At 57.8% G+C, this 24,734-nt stretch carries 24 protein-coding genes; 14 read left to right on the top strand and 10 right to left on the bottom strand.

Going from position 1 to position 24,734, the window contains the following annotated elements; translation table 11 throughout:
* Positions 1-271 precede the first annotated feature (271 nt).
* The 7 genes from FXO11_RS15735 (at position 272) to FXO11_RS15705 (ending at position 7,461) form a co-directional block, all read left to right on the top strand.
* Positions 272-1,900: a BCCT family transporter gene (locus FXO11_RS15735; RefSeq protein ID WP_202980235.1), complete on the top strand. Its 1,629-nt coding sequence runs from the start codon at positions 272-274 to the stop codon at positions 1,898-1,900.
* A gap of 155 nt (positions 1,901-2,055) precedes the next feature.
* Positions 2,056-3,213: an iron-containing alcohol dehydrogenase gene (locus tag FXO11_RS15730; protein ID WP_148863874.1), complete on the top strand. Its 1,158-nt coding sequence runs from the start codon at positions 2,056-2,058 to the stop codon at positions 3,211-3,213.
* Positions 3,214-3,294: 81 nt separating this feature from the next.
* Entirely contained in the window at positions 3,295-4,791 is a 1,497-nt protein-coding gene (locus FXO11_RS15725; RefSeq protein WP_148863872.1) for a CoA-acylating methylmalonate-semialdehyde dehydrogenase, read from the top strand.
* A 170-nt stretch (positions 4,792-4,961) separates the two neighbouring features.
* Complete coding sequence (locus tag FXO11_RS15720; RefSeq protein WP_148863871.1) at positions 4,962-5,873, top strand: LysR substrate-binding domain-containing protein; 912 nt, start codon at positions 4,962-4,964, stop codon at positions 5,871-5,873.
* Positions 5,874-5,980: 107 nt separating this feature from the next.
* On the top strand, positions 5,981-6,160 hold the full coding sequence (locus FXO11_RS20670) for a DUF1294 domain-containing protein (protein ID WP_406565631.1): 180 nt from the start codon (positions 5,981-5,983) through the stop codon (positions 6,158-6,160).
* Complete coding sequence (locus FXO11_RS15710; protein WP_148863869.1) at positions 6,139-6,342, top strand: hypothetical protein; 204 nt, start codon at positions 6,139-6,141, stop codon at positions 6,340-6,342. The genes FXO11_RS20670 and FXO11_RS15710 overlap by 22 nt, the downstream gene beginning before the upstream one ends.
* Positions 6,343-6,411: 69 nt before the next feature.
* Complete coding sequence (locus FXO11_RS15705; RefSeq protein WP_148863867.1) at positions 6,412-7,461, top strand: mechanosensitive ion channel family protein; 1,050 nt, start codon at positions 6,412-6,414, stop codon at positions 7,459-7,461.
* A 194-nt stretch (positions 7,462-7,655) separates the two neighbouring features.
* Here the strand turns inward: FXO11_RS15705 and FXO11_RS15700 are convergent, their stop codons facing one another.
* The 6 genes from FXO11_RS15700 to FXO11_RS15675 form a co-directional block, all read right to left on the bottom strand.
* Positions 7,656-8,879, bottom strand: a complete 1,224-nt coding sequence (locus FXO11_RS15700) for a c-type cytochrome (protein WP_148863865.1) — start codon at positions 8,877-8,879, stop codon at positions 7,656-7,658.
* Between the two features lie 2 nt (positions 8,880-8,881).
* Positions 8,882-9,427, bottom strand: coding sequence for a (2Fe-2S)-binding protein (locus FXO11_RS15695; protein ID WP_227546160.1), 546 nt, complete (start codon positions 9,425-9,427; stop codon positions 8,882-8,884).
* 26 nt (positions 9,428-9,453) lie between these two features.
* Entirely contained in the window at positions 9,454-12,282 is a 2,829-nt protein-coding gene (locus FXO11_RS15690; protein ID WP_148863863.1) for a xanthine dehydrogenase family protein molybdopterin-binding subunit, read from the bottom strand.
* A 179-nt stretch (positions 12,283-12,461) separates the two neighbouring features.
* Positions 12,462-13,142, bottom strand: coding sequence for a DUF6635 family protein (locus FXO11_RS15685; RefSeq protein ID WP_227545930.1), 681 nt, complete (start codon positions 13,140-13,142; stop codon positions 12,462-12,464).
* A gap of 347 nt (positions 13,143-13,489) precedes the next feature.
* Positions 13,490-13,690 carry a hypothetical protein gene (locus tag FXO11_RS15680; RefSeq protein WP_148863862.1) on the bottom strand — a complete coding sequence of 67 codons (201 nt, stop codon included), beginning with the start codon at positions 13,688-13,690 and terminating at the stop codon, positions 13,490-13,492.
* 182 nt (positions 13,691-13,872) lie between these two features.
* Positions 13,873-14,178, bottom strand: coding sequence for a putative quinol monooxygenase (locus tag FXO11_RS15675; RefSeq protein ID WP_148863861.1), 306 nt, complete (start codon positions 14,176-14,178; stop codon positions 13,873-13,875).
* Between the two features lie 217 nt (positions 14,179-14,395).
* On the opposite strand from FXO11_RS15675, the gene FXO11_RS15670 reads away from it, so the two are divergent.
* From FXO11_RS15670 to FXO11_RS15650, 5 genes are all read left to right on the top strand, one after another.
* Complete coding sequence (locus FXO11_RS15670; protein ID WP_148863860.1) at positions 14,396-14,812, top strand: VOC family protein; 417 nt, start codon at positions 14,396-14,398, stop codon at positions 14,810-14,812.
* Positions 14,813-14,868: 56 nt separating this feature from the next.
* Positions 14,869-16,149, top strand: a complete 1,281-nt coding sequence (locus FXO11_RS15665) for a DUF2254 domain-containing protein (RefSeq protein WP_148863859.1) — start codon at positions 14,869-14,871, stop codon at positions 16,147-16,149.
* A 184-nt stretch (positions 16,150-16,333) separates the two neighbouring features.
* Positions 16,334-16,678 carry a PBPRA1643 family SWIM/SEC-C metal-binding motif protein gene (locus tag FXO11_RS15660; RefSeq protein WP_148863858.1) on the top strand — a complete coding sequence of 115 codons (345 nt, stop codon included), beginning with the start codon at positions 16,334-16,336 and terminating at the stop codon, positions 16,676-16,678.
* Positions 16,679-17,035: 357 nt separating this feature from the next.
* Positions 17,036-17,467 carry a DUF3010 family protein gene (locus FXO11_RS15655; RefSeq protein ID WP_148863857.1) on the top strand — a complete coding sequence of 144 codons (432 nt, stop codon included), beginning with the start codon at positions 17,036-17,038 and terminating at the stop codon, positions 17,465-17,467.
* Between the two features lie 115 nt (positions 17,468-17,582).
* Positions 17,583-17,978: a hypothetical protein gene (locus tag FXO11_RS15650; RefSeq protein WP_148863856.1), complete on the top strand. Its 396-nt coding sequence runs from the start codon at positions 17,583-17,585 to the stop codon at positions 17,976-17,978.
* Positions 17,979-17,981: 3 nt separating this feature from the next.
* On the opposite strand, the gene FXO11_RS15645 is transcribed toward FXO11_RS15650, so the two are convergent.
* On the bottom strand, positions 17,982-19,199 hold the full coding sequence (locus tag FXO11_RS15645; protein WP_148863855.1) for an MFS transporter: 1,218 nt from the start codon (positions 19,197-19,199) through the stop codon (positions 17,982-17,984).
* A gap of 163 nt (positions 19,200-19,362) precedes the next feature.
* Positions 19,363-20,064: an FMN-dependent NADH-azoreductase gene (locus tag FXO11_RS15640; RefSeq protein WP_148863854.1), complete on the bottom strand. Its 702-nt coding sequence runs from the start codon at positions 20,062-20,064 to the stop codon at positions 19,363-19,365.
* A 116-nt stretch (positions 20,065-20,180) separates the two neighbouring features.
* On the opposite strand from FXO11_RS15640, the gene FXO11_RS15635 reads away from it, so the two are divergent.
* Positions 20,181-21,086, top strand: a complete 906-nt coding sequence (locus FXO11_RS15635; RefSeq protein ID WP_148863853.1) for a LysR substrate-binding domain-containing protein — start codon at positions 20,181-20,183, stop codon at positions 21,084-21,086.
* A gap of 146 nt (positions 21,087-21,232) precedes the next feature.
* Here the strand turns inward: FXO11_RS15635 and putP are convergent, their stop codons facing one another.
* Positions 21,233-22,726: a sodium/proline symporter PutP gene (putP, locus tag FXO11_RS15630; RefSeq protein ID WP_148863852.1), complete on the bottom strand. Its 1,494-nt coding sequence runs from the start codon at positions 22,724-22,726 to the stop codon at positions 21,233-21,235.
* Between the two features lie 339 nt (positions 22,727-23,065).
* On the opposite strand from putP, the gene FXO11_RS15625 reads away from it, so the two are divergent.
* Complete coding sequence (locus FXO11_RS15625) at positions 23,066-23,692, top strand: tellurite resistance TerB family protein (protein ID WP_227545929.1); 627 nt, start codon at positions 23,066-23,068, stop codon at positions 23,690-23,692.
* Positions 23,693-23,780: 88 nt separating this feature from the next.
* Here FXO11_RS15625 and FXO11_RS15620 read toward each other — a convergent pair whose 3' ends face one another.
* On the bottom strand, positions 23,781-24,569 hold the full coding sequence (locus FXO11_RS15620) for a DUF72 domain-containing protein (protein ID WP_227545928.1): 789 nt from the start codon (positions 24,567-24,569) through the stop codon (positions 23,781-23,783).
* Positions 24,570-24,734: the final 165 nt, after the last annotated feature.

The following is a 24,734-nucleotide window of genomic DNA, read 5'->3' as shown; positions in this document are numbered from 1 at the left end:
CCCGTTTTACTTATGGCTATCCGAGCCATAAGTAAAGTTTAGCCTAAGGGGTGTTTTTTATTGTTTCTAATCCCGGCGCGGTTCTGCTGAAAATGATCCTACTTCGCTTCCAGGGCAGATCGCACTGCCTGTTGGACAAAGTCCACAACAACAAAATGAGATGAGGACGAAGTATGAAAAACAAGTATCAAGACATTTCAAATGCCGCCTGTGTGACCCGGCAAGTCCTGCGTTCGGTGACGGTCCGCAAAAACGCAGGGAAGGGGGCACAATGAACAATAAATCGATGCAACGCGATGCCGGTTGGCTGGCAGGAACCAACCCGGTGATGTCTGCCGGATCGGGGTTGCTGGTTCTGGGTTTTTTGATGTTCACCATTGCGAATCCCACGTTTGCCAACAGCGTTTACACCGGCCTTAAGGATTACATCGCTGCGGACCTTTCGTGGTACTACATCGGCTTTATGAGCTTTGTGTTGTTCCTGGTGGTTTGGCTGGTCTTCAGCCGCTACGGGGACGTTCGTCTGGGAAAAGACACCGATCGGCCCGAATTCAGCCTATTCTCCTGGTTCTCGATGCTGTTTGGTGCCGGTATTGGTATAGGCATCCTGTTCTGGAGCATTGCTGAGCCAATCTATCACTTCCAGGGCAATCCGTTTGTCGGTGAGGGCCAGCAGCAAACCGTCGAGGCGGCGCAATCGGCCATGCGGATCGCCATCTTCCACTGGGGCTTACATGGTTGGGCGCTGTTTGGACTGTCCGGATTGATCCTCGCGTACTTTGCCTACCGCAGGGGATTGCCGCTATCGATTCGCTCCAGCCTTTACCCGATCTTTGGCGAGCGTATCTACGGGCCCATCGGGCATGTTGCGGATCTGCTGGCGGTGTTCGGAACGGTCTTCGGTATCGCAACCTCCCTCGGCCTCGGTGCCCAGCAGATAAATGCGGGTCTGAACTACCTGACGGGTGTGGAGGTTTCTACCGGTACCCAGATCGCCCTGATTGCCACCATTTCCGTGATCGCAACCGCCTCTGTCATGAGCGGTTTACACAAAGGCATCCGGATGCTTAGCGAATGGAATATGTGGCTGACCCTGTTGATTCTGGGGCTGTTTGTGGTGGTCGGACCCACCGCCTATCTTCTGGGGGCCCTGGTGACTAATGTCGGCGATTACCTGGTTCATGCCGTCGAGCTGGGCTTCTGGGTCGATCCCGATCAGCAGGCACAGTGGCAGGGGGCGTGGACCATCTTCTACTGGGGCTGGTGGATCGCCTGGTCCCCGTTCTGCGGCATCTTCATCGCCCGTATTTCCCGGGGGCGTACGATTCGCGAATTCGTTCTGGGCGTCCTCTTTGCACCGACCCTCCTGGCTGCGATCTGGATTACCATTTTTGGCAATACCGCCATGTACCTGGAGTTGTTCGGCGGTGGCGGCGTGGTTGAAGCGGTCAATCAGAACACCACGATGGCGCTCTTTTCCACGATCGAACTGATGACCGATAACCATGCCCTGGTCGTCCTAATGGCCGGGATCTGCACCGTGATGTTGGTGACTTACTTCGTCACTTCCGCCGACTCCGCCACCCTGGTGATTTGCACCCTGATCTCCATGGGCGACGAGCATCCGATGGCTCGCTACCGGGTGTTCTGGGGCGGGGCCATTGGCGCCGTCGCGGCAGTCCTATTGCTGGCTGGTGGGCTGGAGGCACTGCAAACGGCCACAGTGATGGCAGCGCTCCCCTTTTCTTTCATCCTGATCATGGCGATCTATGGATTACTCAAATCCCTGCGATCAGAACTCGGCTCCGTTGCGGTGCCCGGCCTCTCAAAGCGGCCCGGTAAGCGCCGTGAGGCGGTGCCCAAAGTCACCAAACGGGTTCCGGCGGTAACCAGCTCATAAATGAGATCGGCTGCTGTCGGGTCCGTAGCAACGCTTTTCATCACCTTCATTTACCAGCGGGCAAGCGGGGTTCAGGGGACCGGCATGCCCAAAATTAGCGATAACAAATGTCTGCGCGTGTCAAAGCGGTCGCAGAACTGATTCAAGGAGCAATCATGTCTACACAAGCAATTCTTCCGCGGATACTGCAAGTTGGTGAAGGCGCATCGGCACAGGTGCCAGCCGTTCTGGCCAGTCTTGGCTGCACAAGGCCGCTGATCATCACTGACAAGATGATGGTAGATCTGGGCTATGTCGGTGACATTCAGCGTTGCCTGCGAGAACAGCAACTGACCGCGGATGTCTTCGACGACACCGTGCCGGAACCGACGGTTGGGTCGATAAAGGCTGGAGTCGAGAGAGTTCGAAGCGGTAACTACGACTGCATCATCGCCCTGGGCGGCGGCAGCCCCATCGACAGCGCCAAAGCCATTGGCATCCTCGGCAAATTTGGCGGCGAGATGAGGGATTACAAGTTTCCGCGGCTGGTCGATCAGGCAGGATTGCCGATTATCGCCATTCCCACGACGGCCGGCACCGGCTCCGAGGTGACGCGCTTCACGATCATCACTGACGAGCTCAACGACGAGAAGATGCTCTGCGTCGGCATTGGCTTCATGCCGGTGGCAGCCTTGGTCGACTATAGCCTTACGCTGAGTCTGCCAAAGCGAATCACCGCCGATACCGGCATCGATGCTCTGACCCATGCCATGGAAGCTTACGTCAGTCGCAAGGCCAATCCTTTCAGCGACAGTCAGGCACTGTCCGCCATGCGTTTGATTGGTCCGAACCTGCGGCGGGTCTATCGAGATGGTGCCGACCGTGAGGCTCGTGAAGCCATGATGCTGGGGTCGACCCTGGCAGGTATGGCGTTCTCCAATGCTTCGGTGGCTTTGGTACACGGTATGAGTCGTCCCATTGGCGCCGCTTTCCATGTGCCGCACGGTCTGTCCAACGCCATGCTATTGCCGGCTGTGACTGAGTTCTCCATTCCTGCTGCTGCTGAGCGCTATGCCGACTGCGCCCGAACCATCGGTGTCGCCAGCGAATCCGACAGTACGGACGAAGCCAACCGCAAGCTGCTTGATGAGCTGCATACGCTCAACGATGAGCTGGAAGTGCCAACACCCGAGCTGTTTGGCATTGATCGCAGCGAATTTTTCGACTTGATGCCGACCATGGCCGAGCAGGCTTTGCAGTCCGGATCTCCGGGTAACAATCCCCGAGTGCCTACGGTTGACGAGATGATCGAGATTTATCGCAGGCTTTGGTGACAGCGCACAGCGACGGCAAACCGCATTCAACAACCACACGCCACCCCTAACCGGCGACACATCGAAACTGAGGAAATGAACATGAACACAGTAGGGCATCTGATCAATGGCCAAAACTACACGGCGGGCGAACGCACCCAGCCGGTGTACAACCCGTCGACCGGTGAGGTTTCACGGAACGTCGCCCTGGCGTCTCGGGCGACTGTGGAGGAGGCCATTGCCGCCGCCCAGGCGGCCTACCCGGAATGGCGAGCGACTCCACCGGTTAAGCGTGCTCGTATCATGTTCCGCTTCAAGGAGCTGCTGGAGCAAAATGCCGACCGCATTTGCGATTTGATCGGTGAAGAACATGGCAAGATTCGGCACGACGCCATGGGGGAGCTGCAACGGGGGATCGAGAACGTCGAGTACGCCTGTGGCGCACCAGAACTGCTGAAGGGCGAACATAGCAAGAATGTGGGCCCGAACATTGATGCCTGGAGTGAGTTCCAGCCGCTGGGGGTGGTGGCCGGCATTACCCCCTTCAACTTCCCGGCGATGGTTCCCCTGTGGATGTATCCAATGGCCCTGGTGTGCGGGAACTGCTTCATCCTGAAACCATCGGAGCGGGATCCCAGCTCCACTCTATTCATTGCCCAGTTGCTGCAGGAAGCCGGGCTGCCAGATGGCGTGATGGGCGTAGTCAATGGAGACAAGGAGGCCGTGGACACATTGCTTGAGGATCAACGTGTCCAGGCGGTGAGTTTTGTCGGTTCCACGCCCATCGCGGAATACATCTACAGCAAGGCAAGTGCAAACGGTAAGCGTTGCCAGGCTCTTGGCGGCGCCAAGAACCACGCTATCGTGATGCCTGATGCCGACATGGATAACGCGGTCAACCAACTGGTTGGCGCGGCCTTTGGCTCTTCGGGTGAGCGCTGCATGGCGCTGTCGGTAGCCGTCGCCGTTGGTGATGCCGCCGGTGATGCCCTGGTCGCCAGAATGAGTGACGCGATGAAGTCGCTTAAGGTGGGAGCCTGCTATGAGGCCGGCAACGACTTTGGCCCAGTAATTACCCGTGAGCATCGGGAGAAAATCGTCGGATATATCAATAGTGCCGAGGAGGACGGAGCCACCGTCGTCGTCGATGGCCGCAACCCCCAGCTTGCGGGCTACGAGAACGGCTTCTTCGTCGGTGGAACCCTGATCGATCATGTTTCCCCCGAGATGGCGAGTTATCAGGAAGAAATCTTTGGACCGGTGTTGCAGGTCATTCGCGTCAAGACAATGGAAGAGGCGATGAACCTGATCAATGATCACGAATATGGCAACGGCACCTGCATCTTTACACGGGATGGGGAGGCTGCCCGGTATTTCACGGATCACATCCAGGTCGGCATGGTCGGCGTGAACGTGCCCTTGCCAGTGCCGGTTGCCTACCACAGTTTCGGTGGCTGGAAGCGGTCGCTGTTTGGTGATCTCCACGCCTACGGCCCGGATGGCGTGCGATTCTATACCCGCCGCAAGGCGGTCACCCAACGCTGGCCTTCAGCGGGTGTCCGCGAGGGAGTGGAGTTTTCCATGCCGACGATGAAGTAATCACGAGAAGCAATCACACGATCCCCCTGTGGATCAGACCCACAGTGGTCTTTTGGCGACACCCTTGTGGTGTCGCCTTTTTTAACTTGGAAATTCGTCTTAAAGCCTATGGCGCTCTCGTTTGAGTTCAATGAAAATTGAACCAGACCGACAAAGATAGAGCCGCTACCATGAAGAAGAAACTCCCACCGTTGAACTGGCTACGGGCATTTGAAGCGACCGCACGGCACCTGAACTTTACCCTGGCCGCGGGCGAGTTGCATCTGACCCAGGCTGCGATTAGTCAGCAGGTCAAAGGCCTGGAATCTCAATTGGGAACACCTTTGTTCAAGCGGCTCCCCCGCGGGCTCGAACTGACCGATGCCGGCAAGGGGTATTTGCCAGTGGTTCATGAATGTATCCGACGATTGGCGACGGCAACCGATGAGATCTTTGGCCAGGGCAAGGCGAGGTTGTTGACGGTACGCGCGAATCTGGTGTTTTTCACAACCTGGCTTGCACCGCGATTCCATCGGTTCCGGGCGCTCTATCCGGACATTGGTGTCAGGTTTACCAGCAATATTTGGTTGGAGGACGATAGCAAGGAGTCGGATATGGAGATCCGTTACGGCAAGGGGCAGTGGCCCGGCATGGAGGCGGATCGTTTGAGCTGGGATGAGCTATTTCCGGTTTGCAGTCCAACGTTGGCCGGCACCGAGGAACTGCCGGAGTCTCCTGAGCAGCTTTCGGGCCATACTTTGCTTCACGTTATTGGGTATGAGGAAGGCTGGGGGTTTTGGCTTGATCAAACCGGTTTTAACCACGTTAAGTCCGGTCACGAATTGCAATTCGATACCCTGATCTCCGCGCTGGAAATGGCGCGGCAGGGCGAAGGCATCGCCTTGGGGCGAACGTCCCTGGTCAAGGACATGATGGCCAAGAAAGAGCTGGTCTCACTCTTCGACCTCTCGGTTCCCACCTCGGAAGCATTCTACCTGGTTCGCCCGGAGTACAAGTATCTCCATCCTCATGCCGAGATTTTCCGTGCCTGGATTGTTGAAGAAACTGAGCGTGAGCACGATGGCAGGCGGGTGGTTGCCTGATTTCCTGAAGGCACGCTGTCTGGTTTCCGGCAAACCGCTCAAACCAGTTCCGGGGCCGGAATCAACTGACCCCGACCCTGTTTCCGCACCACGGGCGGCGACCCAGGGTGCACAGCGCACACCTGAAAAAACTCTACATCTCTTCGATCTCTTATGGCTGGCCAGGCGCGCTCCTGGCTCAGCAAGTGTTCCGGCATAAGACACGTAAAGGCAGCTATCAGTTCGTGTTCTGGCTGGCGGTATTGACCAACCTTGGCGCGATTGGATGGATACGCGTTGCGCCCTAGGCGATGACGTTGCGGCAGCAATTGGGCTTGGAATAAGTAGTGGCGTGAGTCAAACCGAATTTATTCTGATCGACACTGCTTGGCTTCCCAGTAAGATCAATATTGAACCCAAGGCGATGGTACATTGGGTTATTTGGCTGACAAAAGATAAAGTTGAGCTGACGGGGCGTAATCATTCTTGAGCTGCACAACCTTGCTGGCTTCGGCGGCTTCAATAGAAAACAGGGTAACGGGGTTGTTGCGGAGGGGCGATGCTGGAAGCACTTAAAACCGGGATAATGGCCTGGTTGTGGCCCGGGCTCTCGGTGCTCGCCGCAGCGGTCGCGACCTATGTCGCCTATCGCTTGGCCCTGGCTCTCGTCCGTCACTTCTCCGAGTCCAGAACAGTGCCTCGCTTATTCCTGGATGCCGCTGCGCGGGCGCTCAGTGTGGTGTTTTGTTTGCTGGTTGTGGCGGGGGCCCTAGAAGCGGCACCGGATGATCTGCCGCTGATGGCCACCTTCCAGCACCTCACGAAATTGCTTCTGGTGCTGGCCTTTACCTGGGCCGCCGTGCGGCTGACCTCGGCCATTGGCGAGGTGATTGTTGCGCTGAACCCGGTACTCGAAGGTCAGTGGAAACGCGCCCGCAAGGTTGAAACCCAGACCCGTTTCCTGGTGCGTGCCCTCAATATCCTGCTCGTGATCATTGGCATCGGTGCCGCCCTCATGACGTTCGAGTCCGTGCAGCACATGGGCGCGAGTCTGCTGGCCTCTGCGGGTGTCGGTGGCTTGATTCTGGGTTTTGCTGCTCGTCCGGTACTGAGTAACCTGCTGGCGGGGATGCAGATTGCCATTACGCAGCCTTTTCGAATCGACGACGTGCTGTACGTGCAAGGGGAGTGGTGCTGGGTGGAAGAGGTGACGGCTACCTATGTGGTGCTTAGGGTGTGGGATCTGCGCCGGCTAGTGGTGCCCCTACAGTGGTTTATTGAAAATCCGTTCCAGAATTGGTCCCGTAATAATTCCGATCTGCTCGGCACCGTGTTTCTCTGGGTGGACTACACGATGCCGGTGGAACCGCTGCGGGAGGAATTCATGCGGTTATTGGAGAACTCGGAGCTGTGGGACGGAAAAACAGCAACGGTACAGGTGACTGACGCTAGCGATCAGGCAATGCAAATACGATTTCTGGTGAGCGCCGCAGATTCCAGCAGCAACTGGAACCTGCGCTGTGGTGTCCGAGAGGGTTTGGTCACCTTCATTCAGGAACACTATCCGAATCACCTACCACGCCTGCGTGCTAGGGTATTGGAATCTTAACACATGTACTAGGCCGAAGCCGTTACGTCAGCCTGTCAGTGCAGCAGTCCCGATCCCGCCTTCCTGGGGTAAACGAGAGGATTGAGGGCGCTGGACTGGCCGGCGCTCGGGCAGGTCGGTCCTTGCATCTTCCACCAAAATAACGAACCCCCGAGCATCCGGTTGTCTCGCGCGCACACCGGTGTGTCCAACCGTCAGTCTCCCTGGGTCAGTTCGTGCACTTTGCTTGCGTCGATGGCTGTCTCCAGTCCGCCCCAGGTTTGGCGCAGGTAATTGGTCAACTCAGCGGTGTCTTGGTCACTCAACTCGTTGGCAAATCCCGGCATGGCCTGCATACGTTCGAAGCCGTTGAACGCCCGGGCCTCAATGCCGTCGTGGATGGCCTTGACCAGGTTGCGCGGGTTTTGCAGGCGTAAGGTAGAGTTGCCCTGCAGGCCAATCGCGACATGGGGTATACCGTCGCCATCGGCGCCGTGGCACCCGGCGCAGACATTCAGGTAATGCCTTCGGCCAGGGCTATCGGCCGTCGCTTCGTCGCCCACCTCCACCACGTGGGCCTCCGGCGGGTTCTCGCCCATGAGGTACAGACTCATGGCGTTCAAGTCTTCGTCTCGCAGGTAACGGGTGCTGTGGTGGAATACCGGATACATCTCGTTGGACATGGACCCCTGTGCGCTCCGGCCCTCTCGCAGGAACGTGCGCAGGGCTTCCGGTGACCAGCCGCGTCTGGCCAGCCCTTCGGGCGTAAGGCTCGGCGCCTCGTAACCGGCGATGACTTCGCCTTGCAGGTATTTGTCGCTTTGTGCCGCACCGAGGACGTTGCGTGGTGTATGGCATGCTCCGCAATGGCCCAGCACATCGACGAGGTAGCGTCCGCGCTTCCACTGGTCGAATTGTTGCTGTGCTTCCGCCGTGTCTTTTCCCGCGAACATCACGTTCCAGAAGTTGAGTGTCCAGCGCATGCTGAACGGCCAGCTGAGTTCGGTTTCAGGCGCCTTGAGATGAACCGGCTTGAGGCTCATCAGATAGGCGTACATGGCATCCGAGTCTTCTCGCGGAATGCTGTGGTACGAGGGATAGGGCATGGCCGGGTACAGCTGTGTACCGTCAGGCAGCTCGCCTTCGGTCAGCGCATGGTAGAAGTCGTCTGCGCTGTAGTTGCCGATGCCGTAGTCCTTGTCGGGCGTGATGTTGGTCCCGAATACCGTTCCGAAGGGCGTTTCGATGGGCCGGCCGCCAGCGTAGGGGGTGCCGTCTTCCTCGGTATGACAGGCGGCACAATCGGCAGCACGGGCCAGATACTGGCCGCGCTCGAGCACATTTTTGTCCGTCTGCACGTTCTCGTCCAGTTGCGCACTCCAGGCGGGAGCGACGGCGAGGTTCAGTGCCAGCGCGGTGAGGATTCTGCGAAGAAGCATGATCAGTCCCTCCCTGCGATAGTGCCCGATGTTTCCAGCACGGCGTCGCGCACCGCTTCGTAATAGCGCACATAACCGGTGCAGCGGCAGAGGTGGGGCTCCAGGGCCTCGCTAATAACGCTTTCCAGTTGCGACCGGTCAACGGGCTGTCGTTGCAGGCGTTCGATCAGTACCGTCCCGGCGTTCACAAAGCCTGGAGCGCAGTAACTACACTGGAACGAGAAATGTTTCAGGAACTGCTGTTGCACGTTGGTGAGGCCTTTGAGCTCCCCGTCTTCCCCACGTTCGGCGTGGCCTTCAATCGTGCGGATCTTCTTGCCGTCGAAGAAGTGGGCGCCGGTGATACAGGTACGTACCTCCTCGCTGCTGCCGTCGGGTTTATCGACGATCACGGTGCACGCGCGGCACATGCCCTGACCGCAGCCATAACGGGTGCCGGTCAGGTTGCGGTATTCGTGGAGGTAGTCGAGCATCATCAGCTCTTCCGGGATGTCTTCCACCGGCTGCAACTTGCCGTTGATGGTGACGCTCAGCGCCCGTGTCGGGATGGCCGCAGTCTTGGGCTGTTCCGTTGTCATAAAACCTTCCTGATTTTTTCCGGCGTGAAGGGCAGGCTGCGAAAGTGATGGCCGATCGCGTGGGCGACGCCATTACCTATGGCGCCGACGATGGGAATCATCACAACCTCTGCGATGCCCTTGGGCGGATCGGTGCGCGATAGCGCCGGCAGTATTTCGGAGGTTTGCTGCCAAACCGCCACTTCACTGGCTCGCGGAATGTGGTAGCGATTGATATTCCAGGTACCGTTGCCGGGGCCATCCTCGTAGAGCGGCATTTCTTCGTAGAGCGCGTGGCCTATGCCCATCGCGATGCCGCCCTGGAGCTGTCCGGAGACGAGTTCTTCAACGATGGCGTTGCCGCATTCCAGGAACGTATGGTGATTCAGTAGGGTGACTTTGCCCGTGCCGGTATGCACGGCCAACTCGACCAGCGTGCCACAGGCACTGTAATAGGTGACGCCGGCGTTGTTGCGCTGGGTGGGTGGGAAGTAGGCGTTGCTGCGGGTGAGCAGATGATAACCGCGCTTGGTTTTCATCGACGCTTTTTTGTCGGCGGACGCGCCTGTGCCGTATCGCACGGCGAGGCCGTCGAGTGGCAGGTTCTCGGTGCGGTCGTCGATAGCGTAATCCGCCCGGGCCCATTCCCAGCGGTTGAAGGCATGAGTCATCGCCCCTGTCACCAGTCCCATGTCATGGGCGCGTTGTGCCAGAAATTCCAGTGAGAGGGGCTCCATGCCGCGTGCGGTCAGGAAGCCGCCTTCCCAGCGGGCGTCCTCCTCGCGCACGACATAAGGTGCTGCTTGCCCGCCACCGATACCGCGGCGCCAATAGGTTTCCGCAGCGGGCCAGAGTCCGTGACGGAAAATGACCCGGGCGGCTTCCCGGGTCGGGAAGGATAAATAGTAGGCGGAATTGCTGGCGCTGGAGGCTTGGAAGAGCAGCGGCGTCCAGCGGGGGCTCGACGATGCCTCGTTCTGTTCTTCCTGCGACATGGTGTAGGGACTCGCTGTTTCATGCATCTGCATGTCGTCCCATTCGATCTCCGCAGTGCGCACACTATCCGCAGCGCGACCTAACCACCGGGCAACGATCGCGGCCTGTGCCGTGGAATAGCCGGTCCCCATCTCGGCACCGGTGTTGCGGACTTCAATGCGCCCGTCTCGCGTCAGGTTGACCTCGGAGAACATACCTTCGGCGCCGTGGCCGAAGTCTTTCTGGGTACAGGCGAACCCGACGCCATAGCTCTGCTGGGGATGTTCGGCATCGTAGGCCTGCTTGCGCTGCTGGCGGTTCTGCCAAATCGGGTGTTGCTGGGCCTTCAGCAATATTTCCTCGCCCCGCAAGTGACCGGCCGGGATGGCGCCCTGGGTGTTTTTCATGCCGCTCTTGAACACATTGCGCAGACGCAGGTCAATGGGATCAATCGAGAGCTCACGTGCGATTTCATCCACCATCAGCTCGGTGGTCGCCATGGTCTGCACGGTGCCGTATCCGCGAAACGAACCGGCTTCCGGCATTCGCGAGTAGATCGCCGTGGCTGTCAGATCGCTGTTGGGCATGTAATAAATGGATTGGGCCGCGGTGGCGCCGACAAACGCCACGGAGTTGGAAAAGTTTGCGCGTCCGCCGCCATTGGCCGTCAGGTCGTGCTTGAAGACCTGGAATTGGCCGGTTTTCCGGTCGACTGCCAAACGATTTCTGATGGAGAAGGGGTGCCGTTTCATGGTCGCCTGGAACTGCTCGTACCGGTCATTGGCTAACCGGACGGGACGACCGTCAGCATAGAGCGCAGCAATCAGACCGTAGTAGGGGAAGATCGAGGCATCCTTGCACCCGTAGCCCACAGTGTAAGCGGGATGTAGGAAGAACCGGTCCGTCTTGAACCGGCTCTTGGAAAGCAGTTCCGGCATCCAGCTGGCCAGCTCGTGGGGAGACTGGGTGCCACAGACAACGTGCATGTCACCGTTGGCGTCGTCGTACCAGCAGTTGGTGTTGTCCGCCTCCATGGCAAAGTGATCGGTGTACTGCGAATAATACTCGCCTTCGAATACCAGCCAATCGTCAGGGGCGTTGTCCAGTTTGTCCTGCAGCTGCTGGGCGTGGAACATCGCCCGCTGCCCATCTTTGCCGTTCTCCAGCGCTTCTGGCCAGACGGGATGCCGCTTCCGGAAATCCGGATAGAGCACCGTTTCCTGCAGCGCCGAGAAGGTGTCTTCTGCATAGGGCGTTTCGCCACCGACACGGATATAGCGGAAGGCGCCGTAGGGCGGTTTCTCTGGCAGGCCGGTCTGTTCGCCATAAACCACCACATCGTCGGCGAAGCGCACACGGTTCTTCGCCAACCGGTAGCGGGCAAAATCATGGTAGATCAGCATGGCAACGGGATACCCGAGATACAGGGGCGTCTCGCCTTTGGGCAGGAAAAATTCGGGGCCAAAGAACTGCGGGACTTCGATATTGTCCTGCGCCATGTCCTCGGCGGTAACGATCCGGTCCGGCATCAAACCTGCCTGCTCAAGGCGACTGAGATTGATGTCCTGAAAACGGTGGTCGCACCGGGTGGCGCGGATAATGAAGGCGTGGGACTGCTTTCCGGGCCAGTGGGGCATGTCCTTTGCCCGGATATCACGGGCGAATACCTTGCCGCCGGTAACCTTGGCGATACCATCCAACCGGAATTGCATGCTGCTTTCGGAAAGCTGCCAACTCTCTCGAGTAGGAGAAAGTATCCGGTCCTCGAACAGTGCAGCGAAAGCGTTGCTGCCGAAGGGCGCGAGGTAGGCGGTAACGCCTGCGATGGCACTGCCTTTCAGGAAGGCGCGCCGGGAGAAGGGCGTGGACATACCGAGATCCTTCGTCGGTGTGAGTTTCAGAATACTGTTATTTTAAACAAACTTAACCAATTGAACATGTTTTTGAGCCTAGGAAATTAACTCAGGTCACGCTCGATCGCGGCCTTGCCCACGCAGCCCTGGGAATAGCAGCCGGTGTTGGAGAGTTCTACGGCGCGACGACGTTAAATCTAGATCAAACCCGATTTGATCATGTCGAACGTATCCAGAATCCGCGCCACATACTGGTCTTTCGGACGAAAGCTGCTTTGTGTGCTGAGTGAAACATCTTTCTCCAGGTGATCCAGGAGCTTATGCAGGCGCCGGCGATGCAAACCCACAGACGCCTGAATGGGATCGGAAACGACCCCGGACAGGGCTGCAAACGCCGCCAACAAGGCCATGACAGCGATCATAACGGTGGCCGTCATCGCCAGCGAAGGCTCCGGTGGGAACCAGCTGTAGTACCACCCGCCGATTGTGTCACCCAGGATGAAGTCTCTGGCTGCCATGGCCTTTGCAAGAATGGATGCGAGAACGACCCCGAGCCCGATTCCACCCGGGGTAAATTTCTGGAAAGCAAACGCACCCAACACGGCGCATGAAATGCTGTTGGTGATATCGGCAGAGGCCGTGCGGGTCACCCGGTATTGGCTGAGTGCGTCCGCAACCACTGGCTCGATCAGTCGGGTAAAGCGTTGGTGATCGACCGGCTCGGAATTATGGCGCGCATAGACCGCCTCAAGAGCTTCGATCAGATAGCTCTCCAGCAGCGGGCTTGCCTGGCCGCCGTTCAATAGGTCCACCTGGATCAGGTTCGAGATGTGCTGCTGTACCTGGGTGGTAAAGCCCGCAGGCACACGATCTGTCAAACCGTGCAGCCACTTTAGGCGCGGTCGTTTTCGAACCAGAATTTTGACGAGGCCCGCCAGCGCGTAAATTGGCGCCCAAAGTAAATTGATGGGCGCCCGCAGCATATCCCACACTAGTGTGCCGTGCGGTTAATTCGCTGACCTACTGCGAGCTTCTGAAGGCTTTGGGCAAGGCGCTGCTCTGAAGGCATGGTGGTTCCATGTCGAAGAGCAGCAACGCCGATCCAAAGCCTTCAGAAGCTCGCCCGAAGGGAGGCCCTGAGAATCTGGCTAGCGGCGTTGCAGCGACTCGATGTGGAGCCACCACACCCTCGCCGCCGCGCCTTGCTTTCCAGATTCTCAGGGCCTCAGTAGGTCAGCGAATTAACCGCACGGCACACTCGCGCCATCCGGTTGGTCGATATGGCACCGGGATAACGGAAGTGGCGGTCAATAAACGCCGGGACCCGTGCCCGGCAGTCGTCGAAGTAGCGTGCAATGCCTGAATGGACGGCCTGCTCTATGTCAGCTTCGGAGACATTTTGCTCGGACGATGTGGCGATGGACATGGCGACTAGTGCACGAGTATATCTGCAGTTCAGTGAGTGACTAACACATTACACCGCAATGCAGATAACCAGCACACTTTTTCCGAGCGTTCATTTTATAACGTGTCTTGCGAGTTATCAGAGGCAGGTCGATTTAATTTTAGGCGTGGCCGTCGCCGCTTACGCAACAAACCGAGGCAGCATCAACGTGCTGCCGGGTTCATTTCCACAACATCGGCACGTAGCACGGACTGATCCACCACCAGATCGCTGATCAGCGGGCGGCTTTTGAGGTAGTGGTCGGTCTGCTTGTGAATTTGCAGGGCATCCGGGCTAGTATAGATCTCATACAAATAGAAAGTGTTCGGTTCTTCCTTGGCTTCCAGTACGTCGAAGACCAAGCAGCCTTCTTCGTTGTCGACCGAGGCTTTGGCGTTGGGTAGCATGGCGGCAAGGTATTTGTCCCGCGAGCCCTCTTTGACGACGTTTTTAACGACGATGCAGTACATATCATTCCTCATATTGTGTACATGTTTGCATTAATATTGTGCGCGGGTACCATAGCAAAGCCCCAGAACCGGTTAAAGCATCACGCCTTCTAGGCGGTGTCCAGCGCCTGGGTCGTGCTGGCTGGTATCAGCGCCGGGCCAAGCCGAAACGGCATGCTTCAAAACGCCAGCGCGTCTCAAAACAAATGGGTTTCACAACAACAAAGAGGAATGTTCTATGGCGAATCGTCCCGCCCCTTTTAATGGCCTGCGTCATCTGGCGCTGGCCGTACCCAACCTGGAAGAATGCGAGCGCTTTTATACCGACATTATCGGCATGGACGTGTTACGCCGCGCCAGCGATAACTTGCTGTACCTGACCCTCGGCAACGACAACCTGTCGCTGAGCCGTAACAGGAAAGGCGAGCGTACCGGCGTGCAGTATCTCGACCATTTTGGCTTTATCGTCGATACCAAAGAGCAGTTACAGGAATGGTATGACTATATGAAAGCCGAAGGTGTCCACCTGCTGGATGAGCCCCATGACCACGGCGACGGCGCCCGCAGCTTCCACTGCACAGACCCTGCTGGTAATGTTGTTCAACCTATTTATCATCCGGCGATCTCTGGCCAGCGTTTCTCGGCCTCTGGCTGATCGATTCCTCGCCGGGGCGTCTCCGCAACCCCGTCCGTCGAATAAGGAAAGCCCAAATGCAGTTGGGTCGATTAGCTGGTGAATTACGTTTCTACCTCAACCGGTTTGGCGAAAAACTCTGGGTGAAGCCGCTGGTGGCGTGCGTGCTATCCATTTTTGGCGCTCTGATGGCCAAGATGGCGAATGAAACCGGTCTGGACAGCTACGTGCCCAAGATTACCGGCGAATCGGTGGAAACATTGCTATCGATCATGGCGTCCAGCATGCTCGTGATTGCGACGCTGGCCGTTGGGTCAATGGTTGCCGCTTACTCTTCCGCAAGTACGACTGCCTCCCCGAGAGCCTTCCCGCTGGTGCTGGCTGACGATGTTTCCCAGTTTGCGCTCTCCGCCTTCATCGGCACGTTCATCTTTAGTCTGGTTGGGCTGATCGCCACCCAAAACAGCTACTACGACGCGGGTGGGCATTTCGTGCTGTTTTCCCTGACAGTGCTGGTGTTCACCTTCGTGATCTTTACCTTTGTGACCTGGATCGACCGCATTGCCAGGCTGGGGCGTCTCGGTACGATCGTAAGCAAGGTCGCAGAGGCCACCGGCAGGGCCCTGACCAACCGCAAAGTAGCGCCCTACCTTGGGGGCATCCCATTGGAAAAACACGATAAAGGGCAGCCGATCTATACCAGCCGGGTGGGTTATCTGCAGCATATCGACGTGCATGGTTTGCAGGCACTGGCCGAAAAAGCGCAGGGGCGCATTGCTGTGGCGGTGCTACCGGGCGCCTGCATCGCTCCCGATACACCCCTTGCCTATCTCCTTGGTAGCAGTGCAAGCGGCGACCGCGCATGGGATGACGAGGCTATTGCCGACAAGTTTCAGATCGGCAGCTTTCGCACCTTCGATGAAGATCCCCGCTATGGCTTCGTCGTGTTATCGCAGATTGCCAGCCGCGCTTTATCGCCTGCGGTCAACGATCCGGGTACGGCCATTGATATTATTGTTGAAAACCTGGCGTTATTCAGCCGCTGGCAGGCGCCTTTGGCAGAAGGCAAAAAGCCTGCAGAAGCGTGCGACCGGGTCATGGTGCCGTCACTGGAGACCAGCGACCTTTTCGATGACGCCTTTACCGCCATCGGCCGGGATGGCGCCGGCTCCATCGAAGTGGCGTCCCGATTGCAAAAAGCGTTTGGTTCACTGAATGCCAAAGGAGACGCGGCTATGCAGGCGGCGGCTGCCCATCACGCCAGGCGCGCATTAGCGTTGAGCAACGAAGCGTCACTGCTGAATGAAGACCGGGAGCGTCTGCGAGAGCTATACGAGCGTATGGGACGGGCGGAATAATCAGGCGGCTTCGGCCGAATAAAGGGCCGAAGCCGAGGATTGCCTGGCCGTTACGAGTGACGCGCCGCTTTTCTACAAACCGCTATATAACGAATTCCCTAAGCGTGATAAAAGGTGATCCGCGCCGGCGGCAGGCAACCTGTCTTGAGCGCGCCTTCCTTTTTCAGTCCACCAGGGTTTCAGCATGTCAGATAAATTCTTCTACAAAGGCCGGCAGGATGCGCGTCAACATCACACCGCCTACGGCGGCTTCAAGACCGGCGCCAGCCAAAAAAGCGGCAGCAAGAAGTACCCGTTAACGCTTGTGGTCACCAGCGAGGCCCGTCAGAAAGAAATCGAAACGCTGGTTGCAGACGCAAAGCTGCATGCTGATATTACGCTCGACTCCCGCGAGGGGGCCGTCGAATCCATTGCGGAACTGACCGCCATCCTGAACAAAGGCACGACCGTCAAACAGGCGCGGATGCCGTCACGCAACGATCCTTGCCGTTGCGGAAGTGGCCTCAAGTTCAAGAAGTGCTGTGGCTAGTGTGCCGTGCGGTTAATTCGCTGACCTACTGAGGCCCTGAGAATCTGGAAAGCAAGGAGCGGCGGCGAGGGTGTGCTGGTTCCACATCGAGTCGCTGCAACGCCGCTAGCCAGATTCTCAGGGCCTCCCTTCGGGCGAGCTTCTGAAGGCTTTGGATCGGCGTTGCTGCTCTTCGACATGGAACCACCATGCCTTCAAAGCAGCGCCTTGCCCAAAGCCTTCAGAAGCTCGCAGTAGGTCAGCGAATTAACCGCACGGCACACTAAGTCACCGGTGGACGTAGCCCGTATTCAGGTTTTACCGCCAGTCGACCATCGAGAATACCCTTGTTTTAAGGGACACTAGGAAGGCATCAGTATGATTATTTGCGGTGTGGAACTGGCCGGCAGCGATGCCGTTATTTGTTTACTTGGTCTTGAGCAGGGGCGGTTCACGCTACCGGAGTGCAAGGTCCGTAAACTCTCGCTAAAGAAGAACCACACACGTGAAGACCTGTTGCAGTTTCAGGCTTCCTTTCTGGCGTTAATGACGGCTAACGGCGTGACTAAAGTCGCGATCAAAGAGCGCATGCCTAAAGGCAAATTCGCCGGTGGCGCCATCAGCTTCAAGCTCGAGGCCGCCATTCAGCTGATATCAGGTGCAGATATAGCGGTGACGTTAATCCCGCCTTCCAGCATCAAATCGACGCTTGCCGCCAACCCCGTGCCCATCGACTTTACTGACACCGGATTAAAGGTGTTTCAGGAAAACGCTTTCCTGGTGGCTTATGCCGAGCATATGGCGAAATAACCGGGCGGAGTTGTTTGATGGTCTGTCGCGCCAAGCGATTACGGAACTTCTTCACCTGTTAAGAGTCACTAGCGGTCACGCAAGAACCACGTCGACGAACAAGGAGTTGTTTACCATGCCCAAGAATTTACCCTTTGCCCTTTTGCTTCTGCGGTTGGGGATCTTTGTTGTTTTCCTGTTCTGGACATTGGACAAGTTCTTTAATCCAGAGCATGCGGCCCGCGTATTCGCTGGTTTTTATTTCCTTGAGGGGATGGGTGACCTCTTTTTCTATGTCATTGGCGGATTTCAGTTAGTACTGATCTTGATGTTTGCCGGTGGCCTTCTGAAAACCTGGACCTATGGCGCCATACTGGTGTTCCATGCTATTTCAACGTTTTCATCATTCGGCAAGTACCTACAACCGTTCGATAACCTGCTTTTCTTCACCGCCTGGCCCATGCTCGCGGCGTGCGCAGCGCTCTTTATGCTTAGGGAATACGACACCCTCGTGCTTTCACGCGGTAAGTGAATCTCACTCTTGTTTCCGGCCCGGTAGCAACAGAAGTACCAGGGCCACAACCGCCAGCAGACCCACGAAAATGGCGAAGATAATCCCCGTAGTCTGAAGACTAATGACACTCGCCATGAACCCGATACCAATCACCGGCACAGAGATAGCAACATAGGCCACAACAAAGAAAGTCGACGCAACGGCCGCTCGCTCGTCCGGCGGGCTGGCCGCAGTAATAGCGCCCATGCCGGCGCGAAAGGCGACGCCCTGACCCATGCCTGCGATGATCGCTCCAAGCATGAACAGCGCGAGTGACTGTAGGTGAATGCCCAGGGCTAACGGGATGACACTGGCCACGAGCATAGCGCTTCCCAGTGGTAGACGGAGATTGAGTGGCAGTTTGCCCTGCATGAACTGACCGAGTGTCGAGGCGATAAAGATGCTGCCTGCCACCAACCCGATCAGCAGACGGTTATCGTAGCCAAGGACTTTTCCCATCATCGCCGGGGCAATCGAGGTGAAGAAACCGCAAACAGCGAAACCGGCGAAACCGGCTATAGCCGCCGGCACGAATACACCGCGCACTGCTGGAGGGACGCTCAAGCGTTGAAGGGACAGCTTTGGATGAGCCGGCCTTGATGCCGTTTCCGGAGCCTGCCAGATACATAGCAACGCCAGAGCCGCGAGCCCGGTATGCGCCAGGTAGGGTAGCGCCAAAGGTGCGGGTAAGTATTGCGATAGGGCGCCAGCCAACATCGGGCCAAGCCCCAGTCCCCCCATGTTGGCGGCTGTGGCAATGAACGTTGCCCGCTCACGCCAGTGCGGCGGAGCCAGTTCCATAACAGCCACGGTAGCCGTGCCGGTGAAAATGCCGGCAGAGAAGCCCGAAAGCACCCGCCCCGCAAGGATCAGCGCCAGCCCGTCGGCTTGCCAGAACAGCAAATCGCTAATGAGCGAGCAGGCCAGGCCAGCGAACAGTAATGGCCTGCGTCCCAATTGATCGGACCAGCGCCCAGTGGTCACCAGCGCCGCAATCACACCGCCTGCGTAGACCGCAAAAATTATGGTGATCATCAACTGTGAAAATCCGAAGGCGTCCTGGTATATCGGGTAGAGCGGCGTAGGCAATGTGGTGCCGATCATGGTCACGCTGAAGGAAAAGGCAACCCCGAGAAAGGTGAGTAATGCAGCGAAACTGCGCTCGTCTGGCGCGGACGTTCGTTCGGGATAAGTTGCCATAAGCCGTCTCCTTGGCTAGTTGCTTGCGGAAGGTGAAGGATCGAGCAGAATTCCTAGCCTAGCTTTGTAGCCGTCCGTGGCTATGGGTAATATCCGTAAAATAGGTGGCCATGTGAAAAAGGACAGCGTCCTCTGCTGCCCTCTGCCATTCGCGACAATATACTCAAGCTGGCTCAGGCTCTCGAGTGGCGCTGAAAGCGGCATTCAGTTCATCCACGAGTTTATCTATCCGACGCTCTGCAGCTGCTACCGAGTCCGCAAGTTGTTCACCGCCGGTTTCCTGGTTCTCGATGGCGATCGAGTGGACGTTGGTAATACCGATAAACTCGAGGACAGTGGCCAGGCCCGGTTCGAGATGGTTCATGTGAGCCAGCGCTCCGTCAGGCTCGAAACCGGCGCTGCCCCGGGAGGAGAGGATGACGGCGTGGCGCGGTCGGTCGGCCAGTTTGGGGATGAAGGGCGCTTCCGGGGTGGCCGGGTCGTAGTCCACGGTGCGGCCCATGCGCACCACAAGATCAACCCAGGCTTTTAGGGTGGCGGGCATGCCGAAATTATACAGCGGAGCGCCTATCACCAAGATGTCCGCGGCGGCCAGTTCGTCGATCAGCTGGTCGCTTTCTGCGAGTACGCGAGCCATCCAAGGCTCCTGACGTTCGCGCGGCGTGAAGGCCGACTGAATCCATTCATGGGTGATAAAGGACGGCGGGGCCGTGCCGATGTCCCGGTAAGTGAGGGTATCTTCCGGGCGTCGGGCTAGCCACCGGCTGACAAACTGATGGGTCAGTTTACGGCTGTGGGAACCGTGTTCGTCGGTACCGGCAAAACCCGGTCTTGCGCTGGCATCGATTTTCAGGATGTGAGTCATGGTAAGGCTCCTTAATTTGAATTCATCTGTTATTGACAGCAAACTCAGCCTAATGCCCCGCGTTTATTAGCCACAAACGATCATTTCTTTCCTTTACAGGTGAGGTGGTTTCATCCATGCATCCGCGTCGGTTGCCATCCCTTTCAGCCCTGCGGGCTTTCGAAGCCGCCGCTCGCCATGAGAGCGCCAAGCAGGCCGCCCAGGAGCTTTCCGTGACAGCCACGGCGATTAGCCATCAGATCCGTGGGCTGGAGGAGGCGCTTGGAGTTGCCTTGTTCGTGCGCAAACCCAGGCAGCTTGAGTTGACGTCCCAGGGCCGGGAGCTGCAGCAGGTTTTGGAAGCGTCGTTCGACAACATCGGCAATGTTATTGAGCGCCTGAAAACCACGCCAGCGCGTCAGGCCGTCACGCTTTCCACGACGCCGGCAGTCGCGGTGCGGTGGTTGCTCTCGTGGGTGTGTATGTTGCGGGATTCGCACCCGGGCATCGACTTGCGCTTCCACGCCTCACATGAGGCTGTGGCGCTGGATGGGGTAACGGCTGATCTTGCCATTCGCTATGGCGATGGCCGTTGGCCGGGGCTGGTGGCTGAGAAGCTATTCGACAATATCTTCATCCCCGCCTGCAGTCCCTATCTCGACCTGCGCGATGCGGCGGATCTGACGCAGCATCCGCTGATTCACTTCCGGCCCCAGGCGACGTCCGTGTCACCGGTCGATTGGGCCGGCTGGCAAAAACACGCACGAATACCGGGGCTGGACGTCAGTGCCGGGCTGGTCTTCTCCGACGAAACCCACGCCATTTCCGCCGCCATCGGGGGGCAGGGCGTGGCGTTAATGAGTCGTCCCTTGATAGCGGATGAGCTGGCTGAGGGCCGCCTGATGCAGCCCTTTGGGCCGGAGCTGGCGGGCAAGCCGTTCTATCTGGTGTATCCGGAAAGCCGGCGGCAGGATCCGACGATTCTTGCGATCCGGGACTGGATCGTGGCGGTGCCGGGTGGGCTTTGTCCGTTGCCGCAATAAACACGATCAGGCCGGTCATCTGATGCAACCGGGTGCCGTCTATGCCTTGTGCGTTTCGCTAGCCGACCGGTGGCCGGATAACGTCTACGACGAACAGATTTTTAACCCCGTGGCTGTGATAGCCACGGGGTTTGAAGGTCTGCCCCTTAGCTTTTCTCAAGTGCCCGGAACTCGCCTGAGGATGCCGTTGCGAGGCTCACGAAGTAGATCGCGGCCCACGCGGCGACAAAGCCGGGGATGATCTCGTAGACGCCAGGTCCGCCCAGGAAGCTGCTGTTCCAGCCTAGGGCAATCCACACGATCACCGTGAGCGCGCCAACCACGAGGCCGGCCACCGCGCCCGTGCCCGACATACGCGACCACGTCAGTGACAGGATTATCAGCGGGCCGAAGGCCGCACCGAAGCCGGCCCAGGCGTTGCTCACCAAGCCCAGAACCTGTGAATCCGGGTTGCTGGCGATGAATGCTGCGATGACACCGACGATCAGCACGCTGATACGCCCGATCATGACGCTCTCGCTATCGGTGGCTTCTTTGCGCAGGAACAAACGATAAAAATCCTCTGTCAGTGACGACGATGAGACCAGCAATTGACTGGAGATCGTGCTCATGATCGCCGCCAGCAAGGCTGCATATAGGAAACCGGTGATCAGCGGATGGAAGAGCAGATCGGCTAGGACGATAAAGATCGTTTCCGAGTCGCCCACATCCAGCCCGTTACGAACAGCATAGGCGCGGCCGAACACGCCGAGGCTGATAGCGCCAATCAATGAAATGGCCATCCAGGTCATGCCGATGTTGCGCGCTTTGGGCACTTCGCCGACCGTCCGTATGGCCATGAAGCGCACGATGATATGCGGCTGCCCGAAATAGCCTAGGCCCCAGGTAACGGCAGACAGGAACCCAATAAAGGTCAATCCATTCGTCCAGGATAAAAAGTTAGGATCGACTTGGGCCAACGTCTCCGACGCCTGGTCGAAGCCGCCACCACCGCTGCCGAAAAGCACGACGGCGGGCATGACGATAAGCGCCAGCATCATGATGGAGCCTTGCACGAAGTCCGTGAGGCTAACCGCCAGGAAACCGCCGATGACAGTATAGGTGAGCACGATGCCGAGGGTTAACCAGACGCCAATGGAGTAGTCGCTGAAGGTGGAGGAGTCTATTAGAGAGCCGAAGGCGCTCATGAAAAGCTTGCCACCGGCGACCAGGCCTGATGCCGTATACACGGCGAAGAATACGACAATGACGATCGCCGAGATGGTCCTGAGCGCCATGGCTCTGCTGGGGAAGCGGTTAGAGAGAAACTGCGGAATGGTCAAGCTGTTGTCGTAACGTTCGGTCTGCTCGCGCAGGCGCGGCGCCACGACGATCCAATTAACGAAAGCGCCGACGAACAGCCCGATACCGATCCAGGCCTCGACAAGACCTGTCGCATACAATGCCCCAGGCAGACCCAAGAGTAGCCATCCACTCATGTCCGACGCACCGGCAGACAGCGCGGCTACGGCCGGGCTGAGCTGGCGACCGCCCAGCATGTATTCTTCCGAAGACGCCGTCGATTTGCGCCACGCGTAAAAGCCGATGCTAAGCATCAGGGCAAAATAGAGTAGTAGACTGATCCAAACGCCAATGGCCATGAAATCTCTCCAGTTTATTAAGTCGGTTCTCGCCCGACTGTTTGAAACGCTAGCGTCCTAATCAAGAGTAGCATTGTCAGGCGCGGATGCTACTTTCGTGCCTTTATAGGCTACGTGTCATGCCTGACATCGACGTAACGCCGGTTTAATGAACCAGGTCTGAACCGCAGATTAGACTGGGATAATTCCAAGTTCAGATACTCCAAATTTTTAGGAATTTCAGATTCAGGGGGCGTCGACATGAATGTATCTTCAATACTTAACCAGCTAGTTAAACAGGCTTCTGGCCATTCGTCCCGTCCAGGACAAGGACAAGGACGTGGAACGAGTGTTGGCAAGGTGGTTGACGGTCTCTCCTCTCAGCTAAAAGGTGGGAAAGGCTCGGCCGGCGGTATCGATGCCAAGAAGCTGGTGGGCGGGGCCTTAGGGGCCATGGTGGGCTCCAAGCGAGGCCGGAAGATGGGGGGCTCAACACTGAAATATGGCGCTCTGGCAGGGATCGGCATGCTGGCGTGGAAGGCATACCAAAGCTATCAGGCCAATGCTTCGAGCGACGCCCCGGCAAATGAGGCTCGGCAGGGGCAGCCGTTGGAGCAACTGCAGGGCCAGGCGCAGGAACGGCGGGGGCTGGAAATCTTGCAGGCGATGATCATGGCCGCCCGGGCAGACGGACATATCGATGCCGACGAGCGGGCCTTGTTGACTCAGGAGATAGAAAAGCTGGGTCCGGACGACGAGCTGCATGCCTGGATACAGCAGCAGTTCGATGCACCGCTTGATGCGGCTATTCTGGCAAAGAATGCAGACTCACCTCAGGCTAGCCGGGAGATCTATCTCGTCAGCGCCGCCATTATCGATGAGCAAAATTCGATGGAGCGTGCTTGGCTGGATCAGTTGGCTCGCGCACTGGATCTTCCGCCAGAGATGACTCGGGAGCTGGACAGGCAGGTTCAAGGTTCAGCTTAACAAGGTTGGCGTAAATAGGGCGGTCGCGGTATGGGTTGGTTTCGGTTTGTTGTGTGCGAATCGAAACGAATTGGGCCTAGAGGTGAACCTAGAATAACCCCATTTGGGGGCGGTTCTCCTTAAGACTCAGGGCCGTCACATCCTCCACACGCTCACTCAGCATTTCACTCCAAAGCGCAGCAAGCGGAAGGGCTTCGCCGTTGTCCGGCATATGCACCAGGAAAAAAGGCTGCCTTCCTTCTTCGATCCAAACGGCTACCCGCTCAATCCAAGGCGCCAGAAACGGGCGATTGGCTTCCAGTTCAGGGTGGCCGATATAGCGGATCACCGGCGGCGCGTCGAAGGGTAGTAAGTGCACCGGTAAGTTCGGTTTCTTGCGTTGCGCGTCTACGGTTGCTTCGTTGTCCGGCTTGGCGGAGAAAAGGGCACGACTATCAAGGGACACGCGGGCAATATTCCTTTCTCGTAGGCCGCGATTCAGCGTTTTCTCTGCCTCTCCTTTTTCAAAGAAGGCGCCGTGCCTGACTTCGACCGTGCAGGTCAGTGAAGCCGGCAGCCCATCGACAAAGCGCCACAGGCGATCCAGATGCTCGGGCCCGAACACGGCAGGTAGCTGTACGAGGAAGGGGCCGAGTACATCGCCGAGTGGGGCGATGATCTCCAGAAACTCATAGACGTCAGACCGTGGTCCAGCCAGTAATTGGTCGTGCGTAATCGACCTTGGAAACTTGAGTAGAAAACGGAAGCCGTCAGGTACCTGCGTCCGCCATTGCTGGCATTGCGCCTGGCTGGGCGTGGCATAAAAGGTCGTGTTTCCCTCGACGCAGTTGAGCGCGTGGCTGTAGCGCTCAAGCGGGCTTCCGCCTGGCGGTAGCATTGTGTTCCAGCGTGGATCCTGCCACTGCGGGCAGCCGAGAAAATAGGCGTGCGTCATTGTCGGAGGATAGCAACGACTTCCGTTTGGTGAGAGATACCGCAACTGTAACTAACGATGAAACCTGAGGTACAGGGTCATGACGGCTTTCTCGTCGGCAGATGCCCG

This window comes from Marinobacter fonticola, from assembly GCF_008122265.1.
Classification (GTDB): Bacteria; Pseudomonadota; Gammaproteobacteria; order Pseudomonadales; family Oleiphilaceae; genus Marinobacter_A; species Marinobacter_A fonticola.
This window is presented reverse-complemented; position numbering and strand designations above follow the sequence as displayed.